Raw genomic sequence first — 17891 nt, 5'->3', positions numbered from 1 at the left:
TCTATTCTCCCACTTTTAACCGAAAGGTGGCGGCGGCTTCCGCATTGAGCAGAAGCCACCGCCACCATACGAGCGACGCTAGATTTCTAGTGCCTCGGCGTCCGCCTGACGCGCAGCGAGAGCCCGGACCACGTCGGCACGCGATTCCACCAGCAGACGGCGCATCGCCGTGTGCTTGGATCCCAGGGATTCCAGGAATGCATCCGTCTGGTCCAAAGTTTCCTGCGAGACGTTGGAGCTGGGGTAGAAGCCGATCACAATCTGCTTGGCCATCTCATGCGAGTAGGATTCCCACGCGTTGACCAGCAGCCCGAAGTAGTCCTCGGCGTATCCGGAGATCAACGCGTTCTGGTGCACGTTGTTGAAACCGGAAATGACGGCGCTTTGCTGATCGTTGGACAAGGTAGCAGCGGTTGCCGCCCCGAATGCCTCTGCCTTGGCTTCTGCAGTTGGGCGGGAAGCTCGCGCGGTGTACCACGAGGCCTTGCCCTTGGCCGTGTCGTCGCTGGCCAGAACTGCGTCGAGATCAGCATCGCTCAGGTAGCCGCCGGCACTCAGCGCGATTGCGAAGGACCAGCGCAAATCGGTGTCAATGGCCAGGCCTGGCAAGCTTGCCGAGCCGTCGAACAAGTTCCTGACGCGATCCAACTGGGCGGCGGCGCGCGAGCGGTGCGCGAAGGCCTTGACGAACTGCAGCTGCGCGTCGGAGCCTGCTTCAGCATTGGAAGCCAGCTGCCACAGCTGGTCGGCAGCCTGCACCGAAAGTTCTTCGCTGCGTTCTGCAGCAACATAAAGATCCAGTGAGGTGTTCAGCTGGCGCAACAGCACCATGATCACCGTGGAATCCACCTCGTGGCCAATATTGTTCAGCAGCAACTGGACGTAGGTGCTTGCAGGGGCTTCGGCATCACGTACAGAGTCCCACGCGGCTGACCAAACAAGAGTGCGCGGCAGCGACTCCTGGAAGTCCTTCAGGTGCTCGGTTGCGGTCGCCAAGGAAACTTCATCCAGGCGGATCTTCGCGTAGGTCAGGTCATCGTCATTGAGCAGAACCAAATCCGGGCGCTTCATGCCGGCCAGCGCGGGAACGAAGGTGAGCTCGCCATCGATATCAAGTTCTTCGCGGTGCACGCGCTGCAGCGTTCCGGCCTCATCGAGCGAGTAGAAGCCAACCGCAAGTCGGTGCTGGCGCAAAGTCGGGAACTGGGCAACGGCGGACTGGCGAATGGCAAAGGACGTAATAGCGCCGTCATTGCCGGTTTCAATTTCGGCCTTGAGGGTGTTCACACCAGCGGTTTCCAGCCAGGATGCGCCCCAGCCGCTGAGATCGCGGCCGCTGGCGGCTTCCAGTTCCTTGAGCAGGTCTGGCAGCTCGGTGTTCTTCCAGGCATGCTTGGCGAAGTACTCGCGTACGCCAGCCATGAATTCTTCCTGGCCTACGAAAGCTACCAGCTGGCGCAGAACGCTGGCCCCCTTGGCATAGGTGATTCCATCGAAGTTGACCTCTACGTCTTCAAGGTCATTGATCTCCGCGACAATGGGGTGGGTGGACGGCAACTGGTCCTGGCGGTAGGCCCAGTTCTTCTCCAACGTATTGAAGGTGGTCCAAGCGCTGGTGAACTCGGTGTTCTGCGCGGCCGCCAGAGTGGACATGAATTCTGCGAAGGACTCATTGAGCCACAGATCGTTCCACCACTTCATGGTGACCAGATCACCGAACCACATGTGTGCCAGCTCGTGCAGGATGGTGATCGCGCGGCGCTCAATCATGGCACCGGTTGGACGGGAACGGAAGATGTATTCCTCGAGGAAGGTCACCGCTCCAGCGTTTTCCATGGCGCCTGCGTTGAATTCGGGAACGAACAACTGATCGTACTTCTCGAATGGGTAGGGGGTGCCGAAGTTCTTCTCGTAGAATTCGAAACCCTGACGGGTCACGGTGACGATGTTCTCGACGTCCAGATACTGCATCATGGATGCGCGGGCGAAGACACCCAGCTCGATGGTGCGGCCGCTGGAGGAAACCAGCGAATCGCGGGCGACCTGGTAGGGGCCTGCGATCAGGGCGGTGATGTAGCACGAGATGCGCTGGGTTGGGGCAAAGGCCCAAGTTGCTGAATCGCCGTCTTCCTCTGGCGCAGGAGTCGGGGCGTTGGAAACAACGTTCCAGTATTTTGGCGCGGTGACCGAGAACTGGAAGGTGGCCTTCAAATCAGGCTGCTCGAAGACGGCGAACATGCGCCGGCAGTCCGCGACCTCGAACTGGGTGTACAAGTAGACTTCCTGGTCCACTGGGTCCACGAATCGATGCAGGCCTTCGCCGGTGTTCATGTACAGCGCGTCCGCGTCGACCACGAGGAGGTTTTCTGCGGCGAGGTTCGGCAACTGGATACGGATGCCATCTGAATGCTGCGCTGGGTCCAGCTCGACGCCATTGAGATTGATGGAGCGTACCGAATCGGTGACTGCATCAATGAATGTCGAAGCGCCGGCGGTGGCGGAGAACCGCACCGTAGTCTTGGAAGTGAAGACGCGCTCACCGCGAGTAAGATCCAGGCTTACCTCATAGCTGTCAACGTTGAGCAGATTTGCGCGTTCGCTGGCCTCGGCGCGAGTGAGGTTCATTCCTGGCATGGGTTCTCCAATTCTTGGCGATGGCTATCCACCGGTGGAAGTTGTGAAATGAATATTGAATATCTGTCTATTGTGTCACCTTTGACCGGGCATTGCGCAAGTCATCGGGCCGAACAATTTACTCAATTTTCCAATAGCGTCCCGAAATTGCACGCTTTGGGACGCCTCGGAGACTTATTCGGTTCATACTCCGTGATGCGCAGCTGAGAAGTAGCCGGAGCGCGTGCCGCGGTCGCTATCCTAGATAGGACAGTAAAAGAACCCTCCCTAGTAAATGAGGCAATCGACTATGCGCGTGCATATCGCTACTGACCATGCAGGACTTGAGCTCAGCGACTACCTGGTAAAGCACCTGACCGCCAAGGGCTACGAAATGGTCAACCACGGCCCGAAGTCCTACGACCCGGAGGATGATTACCCGGCATTCTGCATCAACGCGGCACAAGCTGTTGTTGATGACCAGCGCGCGGGCGTGGACGCACTGGGTATCGTCTTGGGCGGCTCCGGCAACGGCGAACAAATTGCTGCCAACAAGGTCGAAGGGATTCGCGCCGCACTGGCGTGGAACATGGATACCGCGAAATTGGCCCGTGAGCACAACAACGCCAACGTCATAGCCGTTGGCGGGCGCCAGCACTCAGTAGCAGAAGCTGCGGAACTTATCGAGGCCTTCCTCGCTGAACCATTTAGCGAAGCGGAGCGCCACGTACGCCGCATCGGCAAGATCGCCACGTATGAAACGACCGGCGAGGTCATCGACTAGTCGTGCCTGAAGGTCATTCCCTTCACCGTCTTGCCCGCCAGTTCGACGATGTCTTTGGCGGGCAAACGGTCCTGGTTACTTCTCCGCAGGGCCGTTTCAGCTCCGATGCCGCGCGCATCGACGGCCATCAGCTGGAACAGGCCTTTGCCAAGGGCAAGCAGCTCTTCTGCCGCTTTTCCAACGATCTCTATCTGCGAGTGCATCTGGGGCTCTACGGCGCGTTCAATTTCGGGGGAGACAGCTACTTTACGGGTGCTTCCTCGATTGGCGCCCCTCGGAAGATTGGTGAAATCGAAGCCAGTGCCAGTACGGATGCTGAGAACTACACCGGCCCGCCCGCACCGGTAGGAGCAGTTAGAGCGCGGATCGTTTCCGAACACGGCTGGGCTGATTTGCGCGGGCCAACTGCATGCGAGGTTCTGGAGTACGAACAGGTCCAGATTCATCTGGATAAGCTCGGCCCGGATCCATTGATTGGGTCGGCAGTGCGTTTCAGGGCAGCCAAAGGCCAGGCTGATTTAGCGGACGCAGATATTCGGCTTGAAGCGGGCTTCAAGGAATTCCGGGCGAACTTGATGAAGACCAAGACAGCCATTGGCATCGTGCTCATGAACCAGGCGCTCATTTCTGGTGTCGGCAATATCTACCGAGCGGAAGCCCTATTCCGGAATCGAATCGCTCCGGAATTGCCGGCGAATGAACTCAGTGCTCAAAAGGCCAAATCACTTTGGTGGGACATCGTATCGGTAATGGAAGACGGGGTTCGCGATGGCAAGATCATCACTACCTTGCCCGAAGACCGCGACCCACAGGGTGTGGTTTGGCCCGATAACGCGTACTACGTTTATCAGCGGCAGGGAATGGGGTGCCGGAAATGTTCGGCGCAGATTTCCCTGGCCGAAATCGCGGCCCGCAAGCTGTACTGGTGCCCTCGTTGCCAGAAGCTTCCGCGCAAACGTGTGAAGCCATAAGCTGCAGATTCGTCGATGGGACGAGCGGAATTCTTTTCGTTCAGGCTCGTCGGCGTGTTTTGCTAACCATCACCGCACGGCAGTGATAGGGGAGAGGTGCCAAGTGAGACATGGAATCCCCGATTTGCAAAGCAAGAGTTTTATGGTCTAGACTGAATCTTGTTCGAAGCGCAGAAGTTTCGAAATGGGGATGTAGCTTAGTGGTAAAGCCTTAGTCTTCCAAACTAATGATGCGGGTTCGATTCCCGTCATCCCCTCCAAATGAAAAGGTCCCGCCGTGCGGGGCCTTTTCGCGTATCTGGACGAAGGCCTCTCTTTTCCTGGCCTCCTCCGCATAGTGCAGCCATTTCGGGTCACTACAGAAATGAGGCTCCGAGAATGTTTGCGGCTTCCATTTTTCTGCTCCTGGACGTCAAATCGCATTCTTATGCATCGGCGGGGAGCGTTTTTCCCAAGCCCCTTCACTTCGTCAGCGGCGGAGAAGAGTCGTCGCCGAACGTCGCTAATTGATTCGATGAGCCTCGGGTTCCGGGGTGCAGCTTCGGGAAATGGCGGTTTCCCGCTTTCAAATGTGCCAAACTCGCACCCTCCTAACGCCTACCTGGGAGCTGTTGGCATGGCGTCAGGTTTGCAAGCGTGACGCTTGGTTTCGACCGGGGTTCAGTCCAGCAGCCACGGATTATGTGCCGGGTCGCCGAGCAAAGCAACAGTCGCTGCTTGAACACCTGGAAAAAAATAATCGGCCGCATCTGGGTCCCAGTCAATGCTTCAAAGGAGAATGGGTGGATCTTGTCTTCCAGTCGGCCGGCGGCACTGGTGTTGCGGTCGCTCGAAAATCTACCTGTAATTCAACTCACGAAAAAGCGAGTTTTGGCTAAATTCTGGCTTGTGAAACGAGGAAAACCGCCAAATCATGCGGATGTCTTTCTGCAACATGCAAAATCCTCGATTTTGCTTTTGGTTCGAACCCGTGTAACTTAGTTTCTTGTGATCAGCACGGGAAACAAAACATTCCCGGACCGATTGCAAAACGGTTAGTCCAGATGAAACAAGCTTTCTTCTGAACTTTACCGGGGTGTAGCTCAGCTTGGCTAGAGCGCGCGCTTTGGGAGCGTGAGGTCGCAGGTTCGAATCCTGTCACCCCGACTTTATGGCTGAAGCAATTCAGCCGTAGAATTGAGAACTGAGAGATCAGTCCTCGTGAGTGGCGGAAATTGAAAAATTCTCGGTATTCAAGCAAAACGGTTAGTTGGAGCAAAGCATCGCTTGATGCGGCTTCCTGGCTAATCGGGGTGTAGCTCAGCTTGGCTAGAGCGCGCGCTTTGGGAGCGTGAGGTCGCAGGTTCGAATCCTGTCACCCCGACTTTACGAGTGAAAATCTTCGGATTCAGCTCGTGAAATTTGAGAGCTAAATATAATTTAGATCTTGTGATCACTAAGAACCGTAAAAAGTAACTAGTAAGCATCACAAACGATTAGTGGATACAGGATAACTCGGGTTAGACTGTTCACTGCTAATCGGGGTGTAGCTCAGCTTGGCTAGAGCGCGCGCTTTGGGAGCGTGAGGTCGCAGGTTCGAATCCTGTCACCCCGACTCTGTCGAACAACCCCGCAACGCCACCATGTTGCGGGGTTTTTTGCAGATTAGACCTAATATTAGACAACTCAGGAGTACAACGCTGTGAAGAGCGCCGTCGAAAACGTCAACCCGACCCGGGTTAAGCTGACCGTTGAAGTTCCTTACGAGGAACTGAAGCCCCGCGTCGATGAGGCGTACAAGACCATCGCTCAGCAGATTCAGATCCCAGGCTTCCGCAAGGGCAAAGTTCCTGCAAAGATGATCGACCAGCGCGTCGGTCGCGGCCATGTCATCGAGACTGCCGTCAACGAAGGTCTGAACGAGTACTACCAGAAGGCAATGGTTGAGAACGAACTCACCCCGCTGTCCCGCCCAGAGGTAGACATCACCGAATTGCCATCCCTCGAAAAGGAAGGCGAAGGCCAGCTGGTCTTCACCCTCGAGGTAGACGTACGTCCAAAGGTTGAACTTCCGGACTACAAGGGCATCGAAGTTTCTGTTGAGGCCAAGGAAGTTGCTGACGAGGACATCGAGAAGGCTCTCGACGATCTGCGCGGCCGCTTCGGCACCCTGAAGGAAGTTGAAGCTCCAGCAGCTGCAGACTCCTTCGTGACCATCGACCTGACCGCTGCTGTAGAAGGCGAAGAAGTCGACTCCGCACAGGGCTTGTCCTACCAGATCGGTTCCGGCAACATGCTTGAGGGCATGGACGAGGCTGTTACCGGCCTGTCCGCCGGCGAAGACGCAACCTTCGAGACCACCCTGGCTGGCGGCGAGCACGCCGGCAAGACCGCAACCGTTAAGGTTGTCGTCAACGCTGTGAAGCAGCGCGAACTGCCAGAAGCTAACGATGACTTCGCTCAGCTGGCTTCGGAATTCGACACCATCGCCGAACTGCGCGAGAACCTGTCGAAGGACGCTGCAGAGGGCAAGGTTGTCGAGCAGGGCGTAGAGGCTCGCGAGCTGGTTCTGGACAAGCTGGTTGAACTGGTTGAGGTTCCTGTTCCTGCATCGGTTATCGACGAGCAGATCGAGCAGCACTTCAACGCACCAGACGCTGAAGCAGACCACGACACCGAAGAGCACCGCGCAGAGGTTCGCGAGAACACCGAGCGTGCTTTCAAGAACGAGATCATCCTCGACGCTGTTGCAGATGCTGAAGAAGTTGGCGTCGAGCAGTCCGAGCTGATCGACTACATCGTTCAGACCGCAGGCCAGTACGGCATGGAGCCAAACCAGTTTGCACAGATGCTGGATGGCGCAGGCCAGGTTCCAATGCTCATGGGCGAAGTTCGCCGCCGCAAGGCACTTGCAAAGGTTCTCGAGTTCGCTACGGTTACCGATTCCAACGGTGCCGCAGTTGACTTGACCTCCTTCGTCAAGCCAGCCGGTGAAGAAGAAGCTGCTGAGGTTGAGGCCGAAGAGGCCAAGTAGTCTTCACTAAACTCTGATGGCCATCGGCCGCTTGTTCAAAACAAGCCGCCGATGGCCATTTTTGTTCGCTGCGGGCGTGCATCATGCGCCGTGAGCGAAACAGGGGCATGAAACGGCCCAAGAATGGCTTGAAGTAAGTAATCTCAAAGTAACCAGTTGTAGCTATGGGATTAGAAACAGAGATTCCAGAAACTGATCTACACGTTTGGAAGAGGTAGAGAACATGTCAAATGATTCGCGCACTCCCACTATGGCAGCCGCAGAGCCGGCCGGCCGTGATGACTACATCTACAACCGCCTGCTCAAGGAGCGCATCATCTGGCTGGGCTCCGACGTCCGCGACGACAATGCGAATGCCATTTGCTCGCAGTTGTTGCTGCTCTCGGCAGAGGATCCTGAGAAGGACATCTACCTGTACATCAACTCGCCAGGTGGATCGATCACCGCTGGCATGGCCATCTACGACACCATGAACTTCATCCCGAATGACGTCGTGACCGTAGCAACCGGTCTGGCCGCATCGATGGGCCAGTTCCTGCTGTCCTCGGGCACCCCGGGCAAGCGTTTCGCTACGCCGAACGCCCGCATCCTGATGCACCAGCCATCGGGCGGCATCGGCGGTACCGCCTCGGATATCAAGATCCAGGCTGAACTGATCATGCACATGAAGAAGGTCATGAGCGAGTTGACTGCAGAACAGACCGGTCAGACCGTGGAGCAGATCCTCATCGACAACCAGCGTGATAAGTGGTTCACCGCAGAAGATGGCTTGAAGTACGGCTTCTTCGATCAGATCGCAACCCACGCAGGCTCGGTCAACGGTTTCGTAGGCGACGACAACAAATAGTCGCACCGCATCGCTTGATACCCAAAGATTTGTCCTAGGAGAAAACCATGAACTTCAATCCGGAAGCCGTTAGCGGTCAGATGCCGTCGGCCCGCTACATCCTGCCACAGTTCGAAGAGCGCACCCCATACGGCTTCAAGCGCCAGGACCCATACGCAAAGCTATTCGAAGATCGCATCATCTTCCTCGGCGCCCAGGTTGATGACGCATCGGCCGATGACGTGATGGCCCAGCTGCTGGTCCTGGAATCCATGGACCCTGAGCGCGACGTTACCCTGTACATCAATTCGCCAGGTGGTTCCTTCACCGCGATGACTGCAATCTACGACACGATTCAGTTCATCCGCCCAGAGGTCCAGACCGTGTGCCTTGGCCAGGCGGCGTCGGCAGCAGCAGTACTGCTCGCAGCTGGTACCCCGGGCAAGCGTTTGGCCCTGCCTAACGCGCGCGTATTGATCCACCAGCCAGCAATGGGTGGCGGCGAACGCGGCACCGCGACTGACCTGCAGATCCAGGCCGAGGAAGTTATGCGCATGCGCAGCTGGCTGGAAGAGACCATTGCCTCCCACTCCGGCCAGGACGTTGAGAAGGTGCGCGGCGACGTGGAGCGTGACTTGTTCATGACTGCTAGCGAAGCAAAGGTGTACGGCATCGTAGACGAGGTATTGACTCCTCGTAAGCTGAACCGTGCTCAGCTGGGAAGCTAGCGCATACTTGGAATAATCCATGATGAATGGCGGTTTACCTAGTTGTTGGTCTGTCCAAAGGCAGACGGCACAACACAGGTAAACCGCCATATTCATCTAATTTGGGGGACTACTAGCCTAGAATTGAGTAAGTCCACAGCTACTCAAGTAAACGGGAGAATGGTGCGATGGGACGCATGGGTGAAGGCTCGGATCTGTTGAAATGCTCTTTCTGCGGGAAGAGCCAGAAGCAGGTTAAGAAGCTAATTGCAGGCCATGGTGTCTACATTTGTACTGAATGCATCGAACTCTGCAACGAAATCATCGCTGAAGAGTTCGCCGAAGAGCAGGTGCACGAAGAGTTCTCCTTGGCTAAGCCACGCGAGATCTTCAACTCGCTGCAGGAATACGTCATCGGCCAGGAGAACGCCAAGCGTGCTCTCTCGGTCGCTGTCTATAATCACTACAAGCGTATCCACGGCAACCAGGACCACGGTCCTGTTGCGGCGCTGACTAACGATGACCCGCTGGATGATGTGGAAGTCTCGAAGTCCAACATCATGCTTATTGGTCCTACCGGATGCGGTAAGACGTACCTGGCGCAGTCGCTGGCGAAGAAGCTGAATGTTCCTTTCGCAGTCGCCGACGCTACAAGCCTGACTGAAGCAGGCTACGTGGGTGAAGATGTGGAAAATATTCTCCTCAAGCTGCTTCAGGCTGCCGACTATGACGTCAAGAAGGCCGAGACCGGCATCATCTATATCGACGAGATCGACAAGATTTCCCGCAAGAGCGAGAACCCTTCGATCACGCGGGACGTTTCCGGCGAAGGCGTCCAGCAGGCGCTTCTGAAGATCCTTGAAGGCACTGTCGCTGCGGTGCCGCCCCAGGGTGGCCGCAAGCACCCTCATCAGGATTTCATTCAGCTCGACACCACCAATATCCTGTTCATCGTTGCCGGCGCCTTTGCCGGACTGGAAGAAATTATTTCTTCACGGGCAGGGCAGAAGGGCATCGGTTTCGGTGCTCCGCTGAAAGCGCTGAAGTCGGAGACCGCTTCCTACTCGGATGTTCGGCCGGAAGACTTGCTCAAGTTCGGCCTGATTCCAGAATTCATTGGTCGCCTGCCGGTGATCACCACGGTGGAGCATCTGGATAAGGACGCGCTAGTGCGCGTACTGACCGAACCAAAGAACGCACTTCTCAAGCAGTACCAGAAGATGTTCCAGATGGATGGCGTGGCTTTGAGCTTCGACCAGTCGGCACTGGAAGCAATCGCAGAACAGGCTATTGCACGCGAGACCGGCGCGCGTGGTTTGCGGTCGATTCTTGAAGAAACCCTTGGCGGCGTAATGTTCGACCTTCCAAGCCGCGACGACGTTGCCGAAGTGGTTATTACTCGGGCAACCGTCATTGACCGTGAAGATCCCACGCTGCTCTCTCACGCGATGGTGGCCAAGCGCGATATGAAGTCCGCCTAGCCGTATTCAAAAATTCTCTTCGGAAGAAAGTTGGTAGTTCATGGCTGAACGTCAGCAAGTTGATTTTTGGTTCGATCCAATCTGCCCGTTCGCTTGGGCGACGAGCCGCTGGATCAAGGAAGTGGAGAAGGTCCGCGACATCGACGTGAACTGGAACGTCATGAGCCTCTCGATGCTTAACGAAGGCCGCGACCTTCCAGCTGACTACCGCGCCAAGATGGACATCTCATGGGGGCCGGTGCGGGTCGTTACGCGTGCTGCCCAGGAACACGGCGAGGGAGTCAAGGACAGCTTGTACACCGCCATGGGTGAATTGTTCCATTACGAGAAGATCGAAGATCGTGATGAGGTCATCGCCAAGGCGCTGCAGAAGGCGGGATTGCCGGCGGAACTCGCTGAAGCTGCGCATACCGATGCCAACGATGACGTGCTGCGCTCGAGCCACGAGGCAGGCATCAACTTGGTGGGGCAGGATGTAGGCACGCCAATCGTCGCCGTTGATGGCGTTGCTTTCTTCGGTCCGGTCATTACCCGTATTCCAACTGGGGAAGATGCAGGAAAGATGTTTGACGCTGCGGCGCAGCTCGCATCCTTCCCGTACTTCTTCGAAATGAAACGCACTCGTACCGAAAGCCCGGTTTTCGACTAAGCGGGAATTTTCTGTTCCAAGGACGTTGTCTCATTGCGAGGCAGCGTCCTTGGTTTTTAAACAGTGAAGGCGCTTGGCATGGAGGGCCGGGTGTTCGCCCTCCGATGCCACTAATCCACGGGACGATTGGCTATCCGCCGACGGAGGAAGGCGCGCCATCAAGGTGCCGATCCGCATGGGCCGGACCAGTATTCTGTGCATCCGCCATTCGTTGCACCGGTGCTTCACCTTCTCGTCTGATCGCGGAGCACGCGGTTCATATTGGCCAGAGACGGTTCCGCAGTCCAATTGGTGCGTCGTTCGAACCTCCGTTTCTTAGGCTCGGATGATGGCTCATGAATCCAGGGCAACGGCTCGCGGCGGGCGGACAGTTCAAGCTGCCTTTGCAGAGTGCGCAGGAGCGTCATCGGATCGCAAGGCAAGTCGTGGAGGTAGGCCGTCGGCATCGGCAACCGGCTCTATTGGGTGTCGAATAAGTCCAATTTTAAAGCCTAATTAATGCATATTTTTTCCTACAGGGCAGACATCGCGGAGCCGGGAAAGTATCTGTTACCGAAGCTTCTATTTCATAAATTCACATACGCTGCTCCGGTCTCGCGCGGCAAGGTCGGACTCTGGGCGTGTGATTCGGCTCACTGGTATTTAGGGGCTGGTTTGAAATCACCAGAAATGCACGGGTTCATTCGAAGGGGAGTCGTGGCGCCGGGGAATCGATTGAAAGTATCTGTTTCAAAACTATTTCGCTTCACAACTTGGTGGCCGTTGCAGGTCGGCGACGCGGTGGGCGGAGGAAATTATTCCTGTAGAAAATGCTTGAAGTGTGTGTTTGACTGTTTCCCACGAGTGCAACAGCACCCCCATCGATAGTGGCAAAGAAGCCACTGGACAAGGAGTTAAATCGTGCAGATTCGTTCTCTAATTACGGATTCATCCAAGGGCAAGGGGCGCCGCAAGCTGGCAAGCGCCGCGGTTCTTGCAGGCGCGCTGATGCTCGGCGTGGCACCGATGGCCTCGGCAGCGCCGACGACCACTGGTGGCGACGTAGAGTCAATCACGATCTCGGAACAGAAGGCTGACGCAGCGGTATCCTACTGGACCGCGGATCGGATGAAAGCCGCAAAGAACGCAGATTCACTCGTAGCTGGCAAGTCAGGTTCGGCTGCCAAGGTTGAAGCCGGCAAGCCGGCCAAGGTCGCCGGTCATGGCGCGCAGGCGGCAGCCGGAAAGCAGGCCCAAACGAAGGGTGGCAAGACTCGCGCTACCCAGGAAACACCGGTTTCGCACATCGGCAAGGTGTTCTTCACTCTCGGCGGATCAGACTACGTGTGCTCTGGCAACGCTGTCGTCTCTGCCAACGAGTCGACGGTCTCCACCGCTGGCCACTGCCTGAATGAAGGACCCGGTTCATTCGCAACCCGTTGGGTCTTCGTTCCAGCCTATGAAAACGGCAAAGCACCCTACGGTTCCTTCGCAGCGACCGAGCTGGTGGCACCGACTGAATGGTCAAATGGCGGGGACATCACCTATGACACAGGCTTCGCCGTGGTCAGCTCCAGCGGTGGTGCGTCCTTGACTGATGCCGTTGGCGCTTCGGGGGTCGCCTTCAACCAGGCGCGCGGAGAGTACTACACTGCTTACGGCTACCCAGCTGCTTCGCCATTCAACGGCGAGACCTTGCAATCGTGCAGCGGATACTCCAGCGACGATCCGTTTGGCCAGTCCCAGTCCCAAGGCATTCCATGCAACATGACCGGCGGCTCGTCCGGTGGCCCATGGTTCCTGGGGAGCGGATCGAACGGCTACCAGAACTCTGTGAACAGCTTCGGCTACAGCTCGGTGCGCAACACCATGTTCGGACCGTACTGGGGCTCGGTGATCCAGCAGGCATACCAGAGCGCACAGAACTAAGCACTAATAGCCCAGCAGCTGGACATCGATGGGGATCCAGCTGCTGGCTGCAAGTAGATGGGAAGAGAAGATGACCGACGGAAATTCGCCAGCTGCCGGGTCAGGAGGCCCGGTCCAGAGGCATCGTCTTGAGTCCAGCGCGGAAGACCAACTGGAACACTTCACCGGCGAACGTCGACGCGCGGCTCGGCCCATGGAGAAAACCGTCCAGTCTCCACCCGAGGCGGATGACCCCGATGCGGGGGAGGAGCAAGGGCAGAAATAGAAAAACCGGTTGCCATCCCGATGACGGGATGGCAACCGGTTTTTCTGGTTCAACTGCTATTCGGTTTCTTCAGCCGGAGCCAATTCAACGTTGGTGACAATCATTTCACCGTCGGCTTCAACCAGGGTCAGCTCACGGGCGTTCGCCGCGGACTTCAAGTCCTCGAATCCTGCCTTGAGCTGCGCAACCTGGGACGCTGGAGCGTGGATCTCGCCCGAGAGCACTTCGGTACGCTGCTTGACCTTCGCATCGGACTTGGCCTTGCGGATGCCCGAGAGTGCGACGCCAACCAGTGGCAGTACCGCCGGGTCGGAGCCCTCCACTGCAGCGGACAAGTGCCCGGTGCTTGGCCACTGGGTCAGGTGCACCGACCCGGTGCGCCACCAACCCCAAACCTCTTCGGTAGCGAATGGCAGGAATGGCGCGAACAGCCGCAGCACGGAATCAAGGGTGGTGGCCAGGGTAGCCAGGACCGACGCCTGCTCGGCTTCGCCGTGGCCGCCGTAGGCGCGGTCCTTGACCAATTCGACGTAGTCGTCGGTGAACGACCAGAAGAACGACTCGGTGATATCCAGTGCGCGAGCATAGTCGTAGTTGTCGAAAGCGCGCTGGGCGTCTTCAATAACGGTCGACAGGCGAGCGAGCAGCGAACGATCCAGCCCGTTGGTGACTACCGAAGCGTCATCGGTCAGGACGTTGGCATCGGTCGCGCCCAAGTTCAGCACGAACTTCGAGGCGTTGAGGATCTTGATGGCCAGGCGGCGGCCGATCTTCATCTGGTTGATTTCATACGCGGTATCGGCACCCAGCTTGGCACTGGCTGCCCAGTAGCGTACGGCGTCCGCGCCGAACTTATCCAGGATTTCGTTAGGTACAACCACGTTGCCCTTGGACTTGGACATCTTCTTGCGGTCCGGATCCAGGATCCAGCCCGAAATCGCAGCGTGCTTCCACGGAGCGTTGCCGTGCAGGGAATCTGCGCGAACCGCGGTGGAGAACAGCCAAGTTCGGATGATGTCGTGGCCCTGCGGGCGCAGGTCGAAGGGGTAGACCTTCGAGAAGAACTCGTCGTCACGGCCCCAACGGCCAGCGATTTGCGGGGTCAGCGAGCTGGTTGCCCAGGTGTCCAGGACATCGGCATCGCCAATGAAGCCATTAGCGGAGCCGCGCTGGTCCTCGGTGTAGCCGGTCGGCGCGTCTGCTGCCGGGTCAACCGGAAGCTGGTCGATGGTTGGCAACAGCGGCGCATCGTAGTTCGGTTCGCCGTGCTCGTTGACCTGGTACCACACTGGCACTGGTACGCCGAAGAAGCGCTGGCGGGAAACGAGCCAGTCGCCGTTCAGGCCCGAAACCCAGTTCTCGTAGCGCGAGCGCATGAACGACGGGTGGAAATCAATTTCCTGGCCGCGTGCGATCATCTGGTTGCGGCGTTCTTCATCACGGCCGCCGTTGCGGATGTACCACTGGCGCGAGGTCACGATTTCCAGCGGCTTGTCGCCCTTTTCGAAGAAGTTCACCGGACGGGAAATCTTCTTCGGCTCGCCATCAAGCAGGCCCGCGTCGGAAAGCATCTCGACGACGGTTTCCTTGGCGGAGAACACGGTCTTTGCCGAAATCTGGGCGTACGCTTCCTTGCCGGCCTCGGTGGTGATCCACTCGGGGGTGTCTGCAAGGATGCGGCCGTCGCGTCCAATGATCGGACGGGTTGGCAGCTGCAGTTCGCGCCACCAGGTCACGTCGGTCAAGTCGCCAAACGTGCACACCATGGCAATGCCAGAACCCTTGTCGGCCTGGGCCAATGGGTGCGGGTGGACGGTGACGGGAACGCCGAAGATCGGCGAAGTCACGGTCTTGCCGAACAAGTGCTGGTAGCGCTCGTCATCCGGGTGGGCCACTAGCGCGGCGCAAGCAGCGAGCAGTTCCGGGCGGGTGGTCTCGATGAAGACCTGCTCACCGTTTTCAGCGTCGAATGCATAGCGGTAGTAGGCGCCGGGCATTTCCCGGTCTTCGAGTTCGGCCTGGGCCACTGCGGTACGGAAGGTCACGTCCCACAGGGTTGGAGCTTCAGCCATGTAGGCGTCGCCCTTTGCCAGGTTGTCCAGGAAGGCGCGCTGCGAAGTTGCACGCGAATTGTCGTCGATGGTGCGGTAGGTCATGCGCCAGTCCACCGAAAGGCCCAGGGTGGTGAACAGCTGCTCGAAGACTTTTTCATCTTCGACCGCCAGCTCTTCACAGATCTCGATGAAGTTCTTGCGGCTGATGACATCCCAGTCGCGCTGGTTCTTCGCAGGCTTTTCCGGTGGACGGTAGCCCTCGATGTAAGGCTTGGTCGGGTCGCAACGGACGCCGAAGTAGTTCTGCACGCGGCGCTCGGTCGGCAAGCCGTTGTCATCCCAACCAAGTGGGTAGAACACGTTCTTGCCGATCATGCGCTGGTAGCGAGCCAACACGTCGGTCTGTGTGTACGAGAACATGTGTCCTACGTGCAGCGAACCCGAAGCGGTTGGCGGGGGAGTGTCGATGGAGTACACGTCTTCGCGAGTCGTGTCCTCATTGAAGTGATAGGTGCCCTCGGTGCGCCACCGGGACGAAAGACGTTCTTCCAAGCCTTCCAAAGCGGGCTTGTCAGGAACGGAAACCGTTGCGGGCGTGTCTGTGCCCAAGTTTTCTTCTGCCATGCGTCTATTCTTCCATGTTTTGTCCGGCGCACAGTCATTGTTGCCCATGGCTTGCACCACGCCGCTGTCCAGCCGGACCAGCTGGATCAAAAGCCTGTGCCGGACCGGCGGCCCTTGGCTCAGCCGTCCTGCCACGAACGCCGAATCGCCTTGTCGCCCGCACCCGCGGCACGGTGCACCCGGGCATAGCAGCGCCGTCTGGCGTTGGCGCATTCCTGCATGGCTCCGCTTACGCAAGATATTCCCTCCGGTTGCATTCCTCCGCCAGCCGCGCCAGCTGCACGTTGCCGCCGCGCAGTAGGCGCAGGCGGGACAGCATCGGCCATGGCCCTGGCGGCACCGCCGACGCGCGCCGCCCTGGATTCCAGGCCCTGGCCCGGAAGAAAATCTTGCCGCATGAAATGTAAGAGAAATTCATGCCTTACCAACTGGTAATGATCTGGTTCTACAGTTGACGTATGACAATTACAGATAAGACTTCTTCCCGTTCGGCCGTTGTTACCGGAGCTTCCAGCGGAATCGGCCAGGCGACAGTCCGTGCGTTGCGCGCACAAGGATGGACCGTCTTCGCAGTGGCCCGCCGGGCCGACCGCCTGGACAAGCTCGCCGCTGAATGCGGTGCGATCGCGGTGCCAGCAGATGTCAGCGTGCAGGCAGATGTCGACGCATTGGTAGAAACGGTCACCGCGCAAGGCGGCGCAGATACGCTGGTCAATTGCGCCGGCGGTGCGCGTGGAACCGAAACCTGGGCCGACGCGGTCGATGAAAACTGGGACTTCATGTGGCAAGCCAATGTCATGGGAACCATGCGCTTGACCCGTGCACTGCTGCCCCAGCTTCGCGAGGCGCGAGGCACCGTCTTGAACGTTACCTCCACCGCTGCACTGGCCAGCTACGAAGGCGGCAGCGGCTACAACGCGGCAAAGGCCGCTGAACGTGCCATGACCCAGGCGCTTCGTCTGGAAGAAGTCGAGAACGGACTGCGGGTAATCGAGATCCTGCCCGGCCTGGTGCAGACAGAAGAGTTCGCGCTCCGTCGCCTGGGAAGCCAGAGCGCCGCCGACAACGTCTACGCCGGTGTGGAGAATCCCTTGACCGGTGAAGACGTTGCCGAAGTCATCCGCTATGCGGTCAGCGCCCCGGCCCACGTGAATCTGGATGAGATTGTCATCCGCCCGCAGGCGCAGGCCGCCAACCACAAGCTAGTGCGCAGCGCCAAATAGGCGCCCAACAACATCGGTGAGGATCAATTCATGAGTCAAGCGACCCAGCAGAAGATACATGTCGTCGCAACATCCCACGGCACGGACAACGCCAACGGGCAGCAACTAATCCATGATCTGCGTGCCGATCTGGAACGGCGGAGCGAACAGCGATTCCCGGTGCAGCTTGTATGGCACGAAGCCTATGTGGATGTCCAAGAGCCCCGGCTGGAAGCGGTTATCGCCGGTTTGCCTGAAGGCGAGCCGGCAGTGGTCTTGCCGCTGCTGGTCTCCGACGGCGTTCATACGACGCACGACATTGCGCAGGCGGTCGCCTCGCGCGCGGGAACCTCCGCCGCCCTGCCATTGGGTCCGCTGCCGGAGCTGGCCCAGGTCCTGGCGCAACGCGCCGCAGGGCACCTGGCCAACGACCCGCTCGTTGTCTTGGCGGCGGCGGGCACGAGATTGGACGTCGGGCAAAACCAGGTCAAGAATCTCGCCGAGCAGCTCGCTGTCCTATTGGAGCGCGAAGTGCAGGTGGGCTACTGCGCAGGAGCCCAGCCGCGGATCGCTGACGTCGTGGGAAATGCTGCCGCGCGTCCAGTGCTCGTGCTCAGCTCGCTGCTCGCCGACGGATTCTTCCAGCAGAAGCTGGCTAGCACGGGGGCAGGCGTGGTGACAAGCCCCCTGCTTCCTGACGTAATGATTGCTCAATGTTTCCTTGTGCGACTGCAAAAGGCGCTCGAAGAGGAGCTTTTCATGTCTCCAGATGACGAAGTCCTAACTCGTTAGGC

General features: G+C 58.2%; 12 protein-coding genes and 4 tRNA genes. 14 read left to right on the top strand and 2 right to left on the bottom strand.

Annotated features, from left to right (window positions below; translation table 11 throughout):
• Positions 1-78: 78 nt before the first annotated feature.
• On the bottom strand, positions 79-2634 hold the full coding sequence (pepN, locus tag AAZQ98_RS06700; RefSeq protein WP_434690741.1) for an aminopeptidase N: 2556 nt from the start codon (positions 2632-2634) through the stop codon (positions 79-81).
• Positions 2635-2923: 289 nt separating this feature from the next.
• Here pepN and AAZQ98_RS06695 point away from each other — a divergent pair, with 289 nt between their 5' ends.
• From AAZQ98_RS06695 to AAZQ98_RS06640, 12 genes are all read left to right on the top strand, one after another.
• On the top strand, positions 2924-3397 hold the full coding sequence (locus AAZQ98_RS06695) for a ribose-5-phosphate isomerase (protein WP_434691327.1): 474 nt from the start codon (positions 2924-2926) through the stop codon (positions 3395-3397).
• Positions 3398-3399: 2 nt separating this feature from the next.
• The gene (locus AAZQ98_RS06690; RefSeq protein ID WP_434690738.1) at positions 3400-4368 is read left to right on the top strand and encodes an Fpg/Nei family DNA glycosylase; all 969 of its coding nucleotides are present in this window, start codon (positions 3400-3402) and stop codon (positions 4366-4368) included.
• A 186-nt stretch (positions 4369-4554) separates the two neighbouring features.
• Positions 4555-4628 (top strand) — tRNA-Gly (locus AAZQ98_RS06685).
• Between the two features lie 811 nt (positions 4629-5439).
• Positions 5440-5514, top strand: a tRNA-Pro gene (locus AAZQ98_RS06680).
• A gap of 142 nt (positions 5515-5656) precedes the next feature.
• Positions 5657-5731: transfer RNA gene (locus AAZQ98_RS06675), tRNA-Pro, on the top strand.
• A gap of 156 nt (positions 5732-5887) precedes the next feature.
• A tRNA-Pro gene (locus AAZQ98_RS06670) sits at positions 5888-5962 on the top strand.
• Between the two features lie 87 nt (positions 5963-6049).
• On the top strand, positions 6050-7381 hold the full coding sequence (gene tig, locus AAZQ98_RS06665) for a trigger factor (RefSeq protein ID WP_434690737.1): 1332 nt from the start codon (positions 6050-6052) through the stop codon (positions 7379-7381).
• A gap of 223 nt (positions 7382-7604) precedes the next feature.
• The gene (locus tag AAZQ98_RS06660; RefSeq protein WP_286134321.1) at positions 7605-8228 is read left to right on the top strand and encodes an ATP-dependent Clp protease proteolytic subunit; all 624 of its coding nucleotides are present in this window, start codon (positions 7605-7607) and stop codon (positions 8226-8228) included.
• A 47-nt stretch (positions 8229-8275) separates the two neighbouring features.
• Positions 8276-8935 carry an ATP-dependent Clp protease proteolytic subunit gene (locus tag AAZQ98_RS06655; RefSeq protein ID WP_105658463.1) on the top strand — a complete coding sequence of 220 codons (660 nt, stop codon included), beginning with the start codon at positions 8276-8278 and terminating at the stop codon, positions 8933-8935.
• 167 nt (positions 8936-9102) lie between these two features.
• Complete coding sequence (clpX, locus tag AAZQ98_RS06650; RefSeq protein ID WP_105658464.1) at positions 9103-10395, top strand: ATP-dependent Clp protease ATP-binding subunit ClpX; 1293 nt, start codon at positions 9103-9105, stop codon at positions 10393-10395.
• Positions 10396-10435: 40 nt separating this feature from the next.
• Entirely contained in the window at positions 10436-11044 is a 609-nt protein-coding gene (locus AAZQ98_RS06645) for a mycothiol-dependent nitroreductase Rv2466c family protein (protein WP_400342447.1), read from the top strand.
• A 900-nt stretch (positions 11045-11944) separates the two neighbouring features.
• Positions 11945-12952, top strand: a complete 1008-nt coding sequence (locus AAZQ98_RS06640; RefSeq protein ID WP_434690735.1) for a trypsin-like serine peptidase — start codon at positions 11945-11947, stop codon at positions 12950-12952.
• Between the two features lie 321 nt (positions 12953-13273).
• Here the strand turns inward: AAZQ98_RS06640 and valS are convergent, their stop codons facing one another.
• Positions 13274-15895, bottom strand: a complete 2622-nt coding sequence (gene valS / locus AAZQ98_RS06635) for a valine--tRNA ligase (protein ID WP_434690733.1) — start codon at positions 15893-15895, stop codon at positions 13274-13276.
• A gap of 458 nt (positions 15896-16353) precedes the next feature.
• Between valS and AAZQ98_RS06630 the strand changes: the two genes are divergently transcribed.
• Both AAZQ98_RS06630 and AAZQ98_RS06625 read left to right on the top strand, forming a co-directional pair.
• Entirely contained in the window at positions 16354-17118 is a 765-nt protein-coding gene (locus AAZQ98_RS06630) for an SDR family oxidoreductase (protein ID WP_434690731.1), read from the top strand.
• Positions 17119-17148: 30 nt separating this feature from the next.
• On the top strand, positions 17149-17889 hold the full coding sequence (locus AAZQ98_RS06625) for a sirohydrochlorin chelatase (RefSeq protein ID WP_434690728.1): 741 nt from the start codon (positions 17149-17151) through the stop codon (positions 17887-17889).
• Positions 17890-17891: the final 2 nt, after the last annotated feature.

The sequence above is a fragment of the Glutamicibacter sp. Je.9.36 genome (assembly GCF_051129975.1).
In the GTDB taxonomy this organism is placed as follows: Bacteria; Actinomycetota; Actinomycetes; order Actinomycetales; family Micrococcaceae; genus Glutamicibacter.
The sequence above is the reverse complement of the archived record's forward strand: the minus strand, read 5'-3'. Positions and strand labels throughout refer to the sequence as shown.

Coding starts and splice junctions, on each gene's coding strand:
- AAZQ98_RS06660 (WP_286134321.1), top strand. CDS start 7,605: ATGTCAAATGATTCGCGCACTCCCACTATGGCAGCCGCAGAGCCGGCC.
- AAZQ98_RS06645 (WP_400342447.1), top strand. CDS start 10,436: ATGGCTGAACGTCAGCAAGTTGATTTTTGGTTCGATCCAATCTGCCCG.
- AAZQ98_RS06695 (WP_434691327.1), top strand. CDS start 2,924: ATGCGCGTGCATATCGCTACTGACCATGCAGGACTTGAGCTCAGCGAC.
- AAZQ98_RS06625 (WP_434690728.1), top strand. CDS start 17,149: ATGAGTCAAGCGACCCAGCAGAAGATACATGTCGTCGCAACATCCCAC.
- valS (WP_434690733.1), bottom strand. CDS start 15,895: ATGGCAGAAGAAAACTTGGGCACAGACACGCCCGCAACGGTTTCCGTT.
- AAZQ98_RS06630 (WP_434690731.1), top strand. CDS start 16,354: ATGACAATTACAGATAAGACTTCTTCCCGTTCGGCCGTTGTTACCGGA.
- clpX (WP_105658464.1), top strand. CDS start 9,103: ATGGGACGCATGGGTGAAGGCTCGGATCTGTTGAAATGCTCTTTCTGC.
- pepN (WP_434690741.1), bottom strand. CDS start 2,634: ATGCCAGGAATGAACCTCACTCGCGCCGAGGCCAGCGAACGCGCAAAT.
- AAZQ98_RS06655 (WP_105658463.1), top strand. CDS start 8,276: ATGAACTTCAATCCGGAAGCCGTTAGCGGTCAGATGCCGTCGGCCCGC.